We start from the raw sequence: 12597 nt of genomic DNA, 5'->3' as shown, positions 1-12597 counted from the left end.
GCGGCGGCGACGACGGCGGCGTAGAGGCCGGTCGGCGTCCCCTCCAGCGAGAGGTCGTCGCTCGGGTCCTCGATCCAGAGGGCCTTCACGACCCGCGAGTAGTAGAACAGCGACAGCGCGCTGTTGATGGCCGCGATGCCGGCGAGCCACGCGAAGCCGGCCTGCACGGTCCCCGCGAACAGCAGGTACTTCGAGACGAAGCCGCCGCCGACGGGGAGGCCGGCGAGGCTGAACATGAACACGGTCATCGCGACGCACGCCACGGGGGCGCGGGTCGCGAGGCCGTTGTAGTCCTCGAACGTGCGGCCGACGTTCCAGTACTCGGCGAGCGCGACGAACAGGAACGCGCCCGTGTTCATGAAGCCGTAGACGAGCAGGTGGGTCATCGACGCCCCGAGCACGAACGCGTTCGCGTCCGCGGCGCCGCTCTGGAGCGCGGCGAGCCCCATCAGCACGTAGCCCGCGTGCCCGATGGAGGAGTACGCGAGCATCCGCTTGACCTCGCTCTGCGTGGCCGCCGCGAAGTTGCCGAGGGTCATCGTGACCACCGCGAGCACGGCGAACAGCAGCGACCAGTCGACGGCCACCGCGGCGATGGCGTCGAGCGGGAACGCGGTCACGAACACGCGGAACGCGACCGCGAAGCCGGCTGCCTTCGACGCCGACGAGAGGAACGCGCTGATGGGCGCGGGCGCGCCCTCGTAGGCCTCCGGCGCCCAGAAGTGGAACGGCACGGCGGCCGTCTTGAACGCGAACCCGCCGGCGAGCATCAGGACGCCGAGGCCGAGCACGCCGCCGAACTGGTTGCCCGCGACCTCCGCCGCGATGCCGTCCAGCAGGAGCGTGCCGGTCGTGGCGTACACGAGACTGATGCCGTACACCATCACCGCCGAGGACAGCGCGCCGACGAGGAAGTACTTCAGGCCGGCTTCGACGCTGCCGCGGTCGGTCTTCAGGAACGAGACGAGCGCGTACGACGGCAGGCTCGCCAGCTCCAGCGCGACGAAGACGGTGACGAGGCTGTTGGCGGCCGCCATCAGCGTCATCCCCGTCGCCGCGAGCACGACCAGCGAGTAGTACTCGGCGAGGTGGTCCTCGCCCTCCACGTAGTCGTAGCTCGCGACCACGACGAGCGTGGCGACGCTGCCGACGACGAACGCGAAGAACAGGCTCAGCGCGTCGACGACGAGCGCGCCGTCGAACTGCACGAACCGGTAGTCGCCCGTGCCGGCCGCGAGGAACCACGCCGCGACGGCGGCGGCGCTCGCGGTGCCGACCGCGCTCACCGACGCCAGCAGCCCGTTCTTCCGGGTGTCGGGGGCGACGATGTCGATGCCGAACAGCACGATGGCCGTCAGCCCGAGCAGCAGCTGGGGCGTCAGCGGCGGCAGTTCCACCATCAGAGCTCACCCCCCGTGAGGACGGCGGTTGCCTCGGGCAGCGACTCCACCATCGGGTCGACCGCGTCCTGAATCATTCCGTAGAACACCTCGGGGACCGTCCCGAGCACGACGACCAGCACGACCAGCACGACGATGGCGACCGCGTCGTGGGGTGCCGCGGGCACGATGTCGTAGTCCGTGTCCGCGCTGAACGGTCCGAAGAGGACGCGCTGCATCGCGAACAGCAGGTAGCCGGCGACGACGACGATGCCGAACATCGCCAGCGCCGTGAACAGCTGCGCGTACGGGAACGTCGCGCTGAAGCCGCCGATGAAGATGAACAGCTCGCCGGCGAAGCCGGCCATCAGCGGCAGCCCCATGTAGCCGAACGCCGCGGCGACGAACACCGCGGCGGTCACCGGCATCTTGTCGGCGATGCCGGAGAGGTCCCCGACCATCCGGGTGTGGGCGACGTTGTAGATGACGCCGACGCACATGAACATCAGGCCGGAGATGAGGCCGTGGGCGACCATCTGGAAGGTCGCGCCGCCGAGCCCGTAGTAGTTGTACGCCACGAGCCCGAGAAGCACGTACCCCATCGACGACACCGAGGAGTACGCGACGATGCGCTTGAGGTCCTGCTGGGCGAGCGCGAGCATCGCGCCGTAGATGACCGACACCACGGCGAGCGCGGCGATGAGCACCGCGTAGTCGCGGGCGACGCCCGGCAGCATCGTGAAGTTGAACCGGAGCAGCGCGTACGTCCCCATCTTCAGGAGCACGCCCGCCAGCATCACGGAGGCCGGCGTGGGGGCCTGCACGTGGGCGTCCGGCAGCCACGTGTGCAGCGGCACCATCGGCACCTTCACCGCGAAGCCGATGAACATCGCGAAGAACGCCAGCACCTTCAGGGTCTCCGCGCCGAGGCCGAACGTCGAGCCGAAGTCGTTGGCGGCCAGCGCCGCGGTGACCTCGATCATGTCGAAGGAGTTGACGTTCAGCGAGAACACCAGCGCCGCGAACCCGATGAACATCAGGAGGCTCGCGACGTTCGTGTAGACGAAGAACTTGATGGCGGCGTACTTCCGGCGCGGGCCGCCCCAGATGCCGATGAGGAAGTACATCGGCACGAGGACGAACTCCCAGAAGACGAACCAGACGAAGAAGTCCAGCGCGGTGAACACGCCCAGGAGGCTCGCCAGCATGAACAGCATCAGCGAGTAGAACTGGCTCTGGCGCTCCTGAATCGGCGTCCACGCGCTCACGATGGCCAGCGACGTCAGAATCGTCGACAGCACGACCAACGGCATGCTGATGCCGTCGAGGCCGACGTGCCAGTTGAGCGCGTACGGGCCGACGCTGATCCAGCGCGCGGTCGTCTCGAACGCGAGCGACCCGCTCTCGAAGAGCGCGTTCCCGCTCGCGTCGAACTGTCCGAACATCCAGAGGCTCCCCGCGACGGGGAGCAGACTCAGGGCGAACGCCAGCTTGCCCGCGACCTCGTCGGGCGCGAGCATGACGGCGAACGCCGAAACCAACGTGACGGCGATGAGTGCTTCGATCAACATTCAGAACCACCCCCCGAGGAGGCCGAAGGCCACCAGGAGGACGACCAGACTCAGCGTCAACAGGGCGGCGTAGTGCGTGACGAGCCCGTCCTGAATCCGCTTGAGGCGGCTGCCGGCGAACAGGCTCACGCTGCTGACGCCGTTGACGACGCCGTCGACGATGCCCTGGTCGAAGGTGTCGGCGGCGCGGGCGAGCGGCAGCGTGACGCCCTCGGCGAGCCACACCTGGTACTCGTCCTGGTAGTAGTTGTTGTACAGTACGGTCTTGACGCCGCCGAGCTTCTCCGTGTGCTCGGTCGGCGAGTCGACGTTGTACAGCACCCACGCGAGGCCGGCGCCGCCGAACGCGAGCGCCAGCGAGACGGCGGCGGGAGCGAGCGTGCCGACGCCCGCGGCGCCGTAGCCGGCGAACGCCTCGAGCAGGTGGTGGTAGTGGTCGTAGCCGAGGGCGGCGAACTCGCTGCCCTCGGGGATGACCAGCCACTGGTGGAGGAACTCGATGTGGAGGCCGGTGACCTTCGCGACCGGCGTCATGTTCACGAGGCCGGCCGTGGCGGCGAGGACGCCAAGCACGACCAGCGGGAGCTTGACGTTCCACCGGACGCCGTGGGGGTCGCGGGCGGTGTCGCTGCGGGGTTCGCCGTGGAAGGTGAGGAACACCATCCGGAACGTGTAGAAGCCCGTGAAGAACACCGCGAGCAGCCCCATCGCGTACGCGGCGAGCAGAATCGGGCTCTCGCCGAGGCCGTAGTTGACCGCGTAGTACAGCACTTCGTCCTTCGACCAGAAGCCCGCGAACGGCACGATGCCGGCGAGCGCGAGGCTCCCGGAGAGGAACGTGTAGTAGGTCACGGGCATCTTCTCCTTGAGGCCGCCCATGTCCCACATGTCCTCGTTGTGGTGCATCGCGATGATGACCGACCCGGCGCCGAGGAACAGCAGCGCCTTGAAGAACGCGTGGGTCATCAGGTGGAAGGTTGCGGCGACGTAGCCGCCGGCGCCGAGCCCGAGCATCATGTAGCCGTACTGGCTGATAGTGGAGTACGCCAGCACCTGCTTGAGCTCGTCTTTCACGACGCCCATCGTCGCGGCGAACAGCGCCGTGAACCCGCCGACCAGCGCGATGACCGCGAGGACGGTCGGGAGCAGCGCGTAGAAGCCGTACATGCGCGCGACGAGGTAGACGCCGGCCGCCACCATCGTCGCGGCGTGGATGAGCGCGGAGACGGGCGTCGGCCCCTCCATCGCGTCCGGCAGCCACGTGTGCAGCGGGAACTGCGCGGACTTCCCGACGACGCCGCCGAGCACGAGCAGCCCGAGCACCGCGAACCACGTCTGGGGCTCCATACCCACGACGTCGAGGAAGCTCGCGACGTGTTCGGGCATCGCGCCGTCGCCGCCCGCGGCGGCGAGCGCTTGCTCCGCGAGGTGCGGGAAGCTCTGGACGCCGTCGCCGACTGCGACGAAGCGGGCGGTGCCGAACGTCGCGAGGACGCCGACGACGCCGATGAGGAAGAAGTAGTCCCCGAAGCGCGTGACGAGGAACGCCTTCTTCGCGGCGCTCGGCGGGCCGGCCTCCCGGAAGTGGAACCCGATGAGCAGGTACGAGCAGAGCCCGACCAGCTCGAAGAACATGAACGCCATCAGGAGGTTGTCCGCGACGACGAACGCCAGCATCGAGAACGTGAACAGGCCGAGGCCGGCGTAGTACCGCGGCAGGCCGGTCTCGCCCTCGTCGTTCATGTAGCCGAGGCTGAACACGTGGACGAGGACCGCGACCAGCGACACGATGACCAGCATCATCGCCGACAGCGGGTCGACGAGGACGCCGAAGTGGAGGCTGAACGTGCTCTGGCCGGCGACCCACGTGTAGATGTCCTGTGCGTGGTAGCCGCCGCCGCTCACCGCGAGGAACGTCCAGAGGGACAGCAGCAGCGACCCGGCGGTCGCGATGATGCCGGGGATGGCGCCGCCCTTCGGCAGCAGGCGGGGCGCGAAGTGCCCGACGAGCAGCGCCACGAGGAACGCGGCGAACGGCAGCAGCGGAATTGCCGGAGTGAGCTCAGTTGCGCCTACCATCTTACCACCTCATCGTCGTCGCGTTGCGCACGTCGACGTCGTCGAAGTTCCGGTACAACACGAGCACGATGCCGAGGCCGACGGCGACCTCCGCCGCGGCCAGTCCCATCACGAACAGGCTGAACACCTGCCCGGTGATGTTCCCGTAGAAGTGCGAGAACGCCACGAGGTTGATGTTCGCGGCGTTCAGCATCAGCTCGACGCTGATGAGGAACATCAGGGCGTTCTCGCGCGTGAGCACGCCGAACACGCCCGTGCAGAACACGGCCGCGGACAACAGGAGGTAGTACTCGACGGCGACCGCCATTACTCGCCGTCACCTCCTTCGTTGTCTCGGGTCGCGAGCAGCACCGACCCTTCGAGGGCGGCGTCGAGCAGCAGGGCGATGATGATGAACGCCGCGAGGAACCCCTCGCTGCTTGCGGTGTTCTCGCCCGCGACGTCCAGCAGGCCCATGAGGGCGTAGCCGATGGACGCCGTGATGTTCACGTCGCCCGCGAACCCGACCGCGCCCCCGAAGCCGGCGCCGAGGAACACGGCCGCGAGCACGGCGAACAGCGCGACCGCGACGACGCCCGTCGCGAACGTGGACGGGTCGCGCAGCCGTGGCCGCGTCGTCATGCGTTGGTCACCTCTTCTGTACCTCTCGTTTGACGCGTGAGCATCACTGCGAACGTGATGAGGATGAGCACGCCGCCGACGTAGACGAGAATCTGCATCGCGGCGACGAACTCCGCCTGTAACATCACGTAGTGCACGGCGAAGCTCAACAGCGAGCCGCCGAGCAGCAGCGCGGAGTGCCACACGTCCCGCACCAGGACAGCGCCCAGGCTACACGCCACTGTGAGTAGCGCGAACAGCCCGAACGCGATTGTTTCGGTCGTCATTTCAGTCACCTTGTGGTTCGCAAATACGCCCTTTGTACGTTTCGAGACGGGCGCGAGCCTACTGGTAGTCGACCTCGCCTTCGCCTTCGCCGACCCAGGAACCCCGGTCGGGTTCGCGGGACGCCAGCGGGTCGAGGTCGTTGTACCACGGCACGTTCTTCAGCTGTTCCTTGTTGAACACGAGGTCGTGTTTCGTGTCCCCGGTGAACTCGAAGTTCTCCGTGAGGAGGATCGCGTCCACCGGACAGACCTCCTCGCAGAGCCGGCAGTAGATGCACTGGCCGACGTGGAGGTTGTACTGCTCGCCGTTGCGCTGCTTGTCCGTGACGATCTGGATGGTGTCGTTCGGGCAGACGTTCTCGCACTGGCGACACCAGATGCAGCGCTCCTGGCTGAACTTGTGCACCCCGCGGAAGCGCGGACTCACTTCGGGCGCTTCCTCCGGGTACTCGACGGTGAACGTCTCCCCGTCGAGGGCGTGTTTCATCGTCGTTGCCATCCCTTTGAGTAGTCCAATCATAGTCCGAACACCCCGAGGATAACTGCGGTGAGCACGAGATTAGCGAACGAAAGGACCAGCAGGCCCTTCCAGCCGATCTCGATGATCTGGTCGATGCGCACGCGGGGCACCGCCGACCGGCACCACTGCGTGAACAGGAACACCGCCCAGATCTTGATGGTGAACCAGACGAACCCGGGCAGGAACGGGCCCGCCGGGCCGCCGAGGAACAGCGTCGCGATGATGGCGCCGCCGAGGAAGATGTGGACGAACTCCCCGAGGTAGAACAGCACGAAGTACACCGAGGAGTACTCGGTCTGGTAGCCGCCGATGATCTCGGTCGGCGCTTCGGGCGTGTCGAAGGGGTTGCGGCCCACTTCCGCGAGGTTCGCGATCATGAACAGCACGAACGCGAACGGGTTGACGAACGCGAACCACGCCGGAATCCGGATGCCGGCGACGGTCACGAGCTCCGCGGTCTGGACGGCGACGATCTCGCTCATCTGCAGCGACCCCGTGAACAGCACGACGGAGGCCGCGGTGACGACGAGCGGCACCTCGTAGGCGATGTTCTGTGCGACGGCCCGCAGGCCGCCGAGGAGGCTGTACTTGTTGTTCGACGCGTACCCGCCCATCAGGAGGCCGAGGCTCGCGATCGACGCGACGGCGAACACGAACACCAGCCCGGTCTCGGGGTCCGCGAGCTGGATGCCGTTGCCCATCGGAATCACGGCGAAGCGAGGATGGCCGAGCCCGCGAGCAGCACCGGCGCGACGTCGTACGCGGGCCGGTCGGCGCCCTCGGGGATGATGAGCTCTTTCGACAGCAGGCGGACGGCGTCGACGATGATGGTGCCGAGGCCCATCGGGCCGATGCGGTTGACGGAGATGCGGTCAGTGAACGCCGCGGTGATCTTCCGCTTCGCCCACGGGCCCGCGAACGCCGTCATCGTCAGCATGATGGTGCCGACGAGCGCCGCGGCCAGCAGCATCGACAGCAGCTCCCCGGCGAAGCCGCCGATGCCGAGGATGTCGTTGATGGTGTCGGGGAGTGGCGTCGCCGTCGTCATCTATCGGTCCACCTCCCCGAGAATCACGTCGAGGCTGCCGAGCGTCGCGACGAGGTCGGGGATGTACTCCCCGGTGGACATCTCCTGGAGCGCGGAGAGGTTCGAGAACGCGGGGCTGCGGATCTTGAACCGGCCGGGCTTCTCGGTGCCGTCAGCGCGGATGTAGATGCCGAGTTCGCCCTTCGCGCCCTCGACGGCGCGGTAGGTCTCCTTGCCGGCCTCGGGCTTGAGGGTGCGCGGGACGTTGGCCTGAATCTCGCGCTCGTCCTCCGGCCAGTCCTCCAGCAGGTCGACGCACTGCTCGATGATGCGCGCCGACTCCTCGATCTCGCGCATCCGGACGAGCAGCCGCGCGAAGTTGTCGCCGCCGTCCTCGGTGACGACGTCCCACTCGAGTTCGTCGTAGTAGCCGTAGGAGTCGTCCCGGCGGAGGTCGTAGTCGACGCCGGAGCCGCGGGCGACCGGGCCCGTGACGCCGTAGTCCTTCGCGACCTCGGGGTCGAGGTAGCCGGTGTCGACGCACCGCGACTGGAAGATCTCGTTCTCCGTGATGAGGTCGTGGTACTCGTCGAGCTTCGCCGGGAGGTCGTCGAGGAAGTCCCGGACGTTCTCGAAGTACTCCTCGCGGGGCTCGGGGATGTCCCAGACGACCCCGCCCAGCCGGAGGTAGTTGAACATCATGCGCTGGCCGGTGAGGTCCTCGAGGAGGTTCTGGACGACCTCCCGGTCCCGCATGCCGTACATGAAGATGGCGGTGAAGTCGCCGTAGAGGTCCAGCGCGAACGTCGCGGTGGCGAGCAGGTGGCAGGCGATGCGGCACATCTCCGCGCCCATCGTCCGGATGACCTGCGCGTACTCGGGGACCTCGATGTCCGCGAGGTCCTCGGCGGCGCGGGCGTACGCCCACTCGTTGATGATGCCGCCAGGGCCGTAGTCCCAGCGGTCGGGGTACGGCATGATCTGGTAGCGGTACGTCCCCTTCTGGGCCATCTGCTCCTCGCAGCGGTGGAGGTAGCCGATGTCGGGGTTGACGTCCGCGACCTGCTCGCCGTCCAGCACCGTCTCGACGTGGAGGACGCCGTGCGTGGCGGGGTGGTGGGGACCGATGTTGAGGTACATCGTGTCCGAGTCCTCGCCGCCGCGGGCGTGGTCCTCCAGCGGGTTCTTGTTCTCCTCGAACGTGACGATCTGGGGCTTGTCCTGGTTGTAGTCGAGACCGAGGGGGTGGCCCTGCCACGTGTCGGGGAGGAGGATGCGTTCGAGGTTCGGGTGGTCCTCGTACTGGACGCCCACGAGGTCGTAGGCCTCGCGTTCGTGCCAGTCGGCGGTGCGGAAGACGGGCGCCGCGCTCTCGCTGACCGGCTCCTCGCGGGAGGTCGGCACGACGACGCTGACCTCGTTGGTCGGGTCGTCGTACTGCTTGAGGTGGTAGATGCTCTCGAAGCGGTCCTCGTGTTCCTCCGCGGTGACACAGGAGAGGTGGTCGAAGCCGGCCTCGTCGCGCAGCGTCTGGAGGACGTCCTGGACGGCGTCCGCGCGGACGACGTAGGCGTCGGCGTTCAGGTGGTCCTCGCGGTCGAGGACGTGGTCGCCGAGCAGCTCCTCGATGGCGTCGCCGTCGACGTCGCCCGACTCCGTCGTCGGGGGTTCGACGTTGCGCTCTTCGTACGCACTCATGGCGAATCAGCCCAGTTGTAGCGCATGACGAGGGTCTCCTCGTCGATGTCGTCGGCGAGCTTCTGGACGAGTTCGTCCCGGTCGAGGTCGCCGAACTCCTCGAGCTCGTAGGGCTTGACCGTCACCGGCGACGACTCGCCGTTGGCGATGCGTTCCTGGAGCTTCGCGACGCCGTAGACGAGCGCCTCGGGGCGCGGCGGGCAGCCCGGGATGTGGATGTCGACCGGGATGACCTCCTCGGCGCCCTTCACGACGTTGTACCCCTCCTGGAAGGGGCCGCCGGAGGTCGAACAGTTCCCCATGTTGACGACGAACTTCGGCTCCGGCATCTGGTCGTAGACGCGCTTCATGCGCGGGGCGAACTTCGAGACGATGGTCCCCGGCACGATCATCACGTCGGCCTGCCGCGGGGACGCCCGCGGGACGCCGGCGTGGAAGCGGTCCAGGTCGTGTTTGACCGAGTAGGTGTGCATCATCTCGATGCTGCAGCACGCGATACCGAACTGCAGCATGAACATGCTCGACCCGCGAACCCAGTTCATGAACTTGTCGAACTTCGTGAGGATGAACGGCGTCGAGCCGAACGCCTCCCGAAGCTTCGAGTTGAACCGGCTATCGACGCCCTCCCCCATTCGGGCCTCGCGGGTGTCGGTCAGCGGTTCGCTGGTTCCCGTAATACTGTCGCGTGGTTGGTCACTGCTCATGTGGTTTTCCTCCGTGCCGCGGTGTCCGCACCCACTGAACGACGCCCTTCCGCCACGCCCACGCGAGGCCGACGACGAGCACGCCGATGAAGACGAGCATCGGCAGCAGCGCACGCGTCAGGCCGGCGGACTGGACGGCGTCCTGGTAGATGACGGTCCACGGGAAGATGAGAACGGTCTCGATGTCGAACACGAGGAACAGCAGCGCGACCATGTAGTACTGGATGTTGAACTGGACGCGCGCGTCCCCCGTCGGAACCTCGCCACTCTCGTAGGTGGCTCGCTTCCCTTGTTCAGGTACGGTCGGGCGCAGTAGCGCGGACACCACCATCATCGAAGCGGGGATGAGGATGCCCACGAGCGCCAACATACCGATGGCGATCCATGGATTCATAGGAGTGTCTCCGTGACGAGCGGAGGTTTGGCCCCCACGCCCATAAACGTTGATTTATGCCCGCACGCCCGCAGACGCGGGAATTCTGGGGTTTCAGGGCGACTGCGGCGTTCGGACGTCGGGGCGGTGGCCCGTCAGTCCCGCGCCGAGCGGAACCCCGGCGTCCCGCGTTCGTGGAGTTCGCGGGAGACGTCGGCGACGCCGTCGCGCCGTTCGGCGTGGAGGTCCCGGAGCCGTTCGGCGAGCTCGTCGTCGCTGGTCGCGAGGAACTGCGCGGCCGACAGCCCGGCGTTGTACGACTTCCCGGCGTCGACGGCCGTGATGGGCGCCCCCGTGGGCATCCCGATGACGGAGTCGACGGACTTCTCCTGGACGGGGACGCCGACGACCGGAATCGGGTATGCGAGCGACGCGGTCATGTTCGGGAGGTCGGCGGACTTCCCGCCGGCGCCCGCGATGATGACGTCGAGGCTGCGGTCGGCGGCCGTCTCGGCGTACGCGTACATGAGGTCGGGCGTCCGGTGCGCGGAGACGACCCAGGACTCGAACGTGTAGCCGGTCGGCGGGTCGTCGTAGTCCGTGACTTCCGCGAACCCGAGGTCGGTGAGAGCGTCGTGGGCGCCCGCCATCACGTCGAGGTCGCTGTCGCTGCCCATGACGACGCCGACGTCGGGCGTCTGTTCGTCGGGGCGGTCCCGCTGTGCTTCCGCTTCGAACAACTCGACGAGGTCTGTGACAGTGGTCATGAGTCTCTGAAGGAGAGCGCGTCGCGGGCGGCGCGAGCCCGCATCAGGAGTTCGCCGCGGTCGTCGCCGACGACGGTGACGTGCCCCATCTTCCGGAGCGGGCGCACGTCGCGTTTGCCGTACCAGTGGAGGGCGACGCGGTCGTCCCGCAGCGCGCTCGATACGCCCTCCAACTCCGCGGGGCGCTCCTCGCCGTCCGGGTCGCCGAGGACGTTCGCCATCACGGTCGGCCGGCGCAGCGTCGCGTCCCCGAGCGGGAGCCCGCAGAGCGCGCGGGCGAACTGCTCGAACTGCGAGGTGTGACACCCCTCGATGGTGTAGTGCCCGGAGTTGTGCGGGCGGGGCGCGACCTCGTTGACGAGAATCCGGCCGTCCACCTCGAACAGCTCTACGCCGAACACGCCGCGTCCGTCGAGCGCGTTGAGGACGTCCCGTGCCACGGCCGTCGCTTCCTCGCGGACGGCGTCACTGGTGCGCGCGGGGACCACGGATTCCCGGAGAATCTCGGCCTCGTGGACGTTCTCCGCGACCGGGAACGTCGCCGTCTCGCCGTCGCCGCTGGCCGCGATGACCGACAGCTCGCGCTCGAAGTCCACGAGCTTCTCGGCGACCAGCCCGTCGAGGCCGTCGAACGTCTCGCGGGCTTCGGCGACCGACTCGACGGGCGCGTTCCCGCGGCCGTCGTAGCCGCCCGTGCGGGCCTTCAGCATCAGCGGCCGCCCGAACTCGTCGAACGCGGCCTCGAGGTCGTCGGCGTCGTCGACCCCGCGGAACGGCGGGACCGGGACGCCGGCGTCCTCGAACGCGCGGTTCTGCACGAGCTTGTCCTGAATCGTCTCCAGCGTCCCGGGCGAGGGATGGACCGGCACGTCGTGCTCGTCGCTCACCTCGGCGAGCACCGCGGGGTCCGCGAGCTCGATCTCGTACGTGAGCACGTCCGCGCGTTCGGCGAGCGCGCGGACGGCCGCCTCGTCGTCGAACGCCGCCGTAATCTGGTCGGCGGCCGGCGGGCACGCCGGACAGTCCGGCGTCGGGTCGAGCACGACGACCTCGACGCCCAGCGGGCTCGCTGCCTCCGCGAGCATCCGGCCGAGCTGGCCGCCGCCGACGACCCCGACAGTCGCTCCGGGCACGGGTACCGTCATCACCAGCGACTTCCGCCTACTCCTGCATAAGAATTGCCGAACGAACCGACGGAGTGTGCACGTCCGTGGCCATCACGCCGGGTCGTCGAAGCCCGGCGCCTCGGTGTCCACGAAGACGACGACGATCGTGTTCGTCGCCGTGAGTTCGTACGTCCACCCCTCGTACTCGGGGCCGAGGTGCTCGCGGACGCTCCGGTAGTCGCCGGCCGCTATCACGACGACCGGCGCGTCCGTGCCGGCGACGCTGGGCGGCTCGGTCGCGTTCGCGGGCTCGGTCAGCCGCAGCGTGGACTCGGTCGTCGCGTCCGCGCGCTCGGTGTACCACGGCAGCGGCAGCCGATTGAACCAACTAGTGTCCGCGACCTCGATCGGGGTCCGAGGGGTACGTACTCGACCGGCGACGTGAAAGCGCTCGCCGTAGTAGAGGACGTCCGTCCCGTCGGTTCC

General features: G+C 68.0%; 12 protein-coding genes and 2 pseudogenes. All 14 read right to left on the bottom strand.

The window, feature by feature from the left end:
• Positions 1-1400, bottom strand: a 1400-nt coding sequence (locus tag GJ634_RS11025) for an NADH-quinone oxidoreductase subunit N (RefSeq protein ID WP_157502836.1), incomplete at its 3' end; no start/stop codon positions are given.
• Positions 1400-2950: a NuoM family protein gene (locus tag GJ634_RS11020; protein WP_157502835.1), complete on the bottom strand. Its 1551-nt coding sequence runs from the start codon at positions 2948-2950 to the stop codon at positions 1400-1402. The genes GJ634_RS11020 and GJ634_RS11025, both read right to left, overlap by 1 nt.
• Positions 2951-5029 carry an NADH-quinone oxidoreductase subunit L gene (gene nuoL, locus GJ634_RS11015; RefSeq protein WP_157502834.1) on the bottom strand — a complete coding sequence of 693 codons (2079 nt, stop codon included), beginning with the start codon at positions 5027-5029 and terminating at the stop codon, positions 2951-2953.
• 1 nt (position 5030) lies between these two features.
• Complete coding sequence (gene nuoK / locus GJ634_RS11010; protein ID WP_157502833.1) at positions 5031-5336, bottom strand: NADH-quinone oxidoreductase subunit NuoK; 306 nt, start codon at positions 5334-5336, stop codon at positions 5031-5033.
• Entirely contained in the window at positions 5336-5650 is a 315-nt protein-coding gene (locus tag GJ634_RS11005) for a proton-conducting membrane transporter (protein WP_157502832.1), read from the bottom strand. Before GJ634_RS11005 ends, nuoK begins: the two co-directional genes overlap by 1 nt.
• Positions 5647-5916, bottom strand: a complete 270-nt coding sequence (locus GJ634_RS11000) for an NADH-quinone oxidoreductase subunit J (protein WP_157502831.1) — start codon at positions 5914-5916, stop codon at positions 5647-5649. Before GJ634_RS11000 ends, GJ634_RS11005 begins: the two co-directional genes overlap by 4 nt.
• Positions 5917-5974: 58 nt before the next feature.
• Positions 5975-6436, bottom strand: a complete 462-nt coding sequence (locus GJ634_RS10995) for an NADH-quinone oxidoreductase subunit I (RefSeq protein ID WP_157502830.1) — start codon at positions 6434-6436, stop codon at positions 5975-5977.
• Positions 6433-7484: pseudogene (locus GJ634_RS10990) on the bottom strand (NADH-quinone oxidoreductase subunit H). The gene GJ634_RS10995 and the pseudogene GJ634_RS10990 overlap by 4 nt, the downstream one beginning before the upstream one ends.
• Entirely contained in the window at positions 7485-9161 is a 1677-nt protein-coding gene (locus GJ634_RS10985) for an NADH-quinone oxidoreductase subunit D (protein ID WP_157502829.1), read from the bottom strand. It abuts the pseudogene before it with no gap.
• On the bottom strand, positions 9158-9865 hold the full coding sequence (locus tag GJ634_RS10980; RefSeq protein WP_157502828.1) for an NADH-quinone oxidoreductase subunit B: 708 nt from the start codon (positions 9863-9865) through the stop codon (positions 9158-9160). Before GJ634_RS10980 ends, GJ634_RS10985 begins: the two co-directional genes overlap by 4 nt.
• The gene (locus tag GJ634_RS10975; protein WP_157502827.1) at positions 9855-10259 is read right to left on the bottom strand and encodes an NADH-quinone oxidoreductase subunit A; all 405 of its coding nucleotides are present in this window, start codon (positions 10257-10259) and stop codon (positions 9855-9857) included. Before GJ634_RS10975 ends, GJ634_RS10980 begins: the two co-directional genes overlap by 11 nt.
• A gap of 134 nt (positions 10260-10393) precedes the next feature.
• Positions 10394-11005: a 5-(carboxyamino)imidazole ribonucleotide mutase gene (gene purE, locus GJ634_RS10970; protein ID WP_157502826.1), complete on the bottom strand. Its 612-nt coding sequence runs from the start codon at positions 11003-11005 to the stop codon at positions 10394-10396.
• The gene (locus GJ634_RS10965) at positions 11002-12153 is read right to left on the bottom strand and encodes a 5-(carboxyamino)imidazole ribonucleotide synthase (RefSeq protein ID WP_331714122.1); all 1152 of its coding nucleotides are present in this window, start codon (positions 12151-12153) and stop codon (positions 11002-11004) included. The genes purE and GJ634_RS10965 overlap by 4 nt, the downstream gene beginning before the upstream one ends.
• A 69-nt stretch (positions 12154-12222) precedes the next feature.
• A pseudogene (locus GJ634_RS10960) lies at positions 12223-12597 on the bottom strand (TIGR03663 family protein); the annotation flags it as partial.

The organism is Halobacterium sp. CBA1126 (assembly GCF_009741975.1).
Lineage (GTDB): Archaea > Halobacteriota > Halobacteria > Halobacteriales > Halobacteriaceae > Halobacterium.
This window is presented reverse-complemented; position numbering and strand designations above follow the sequence as displayed.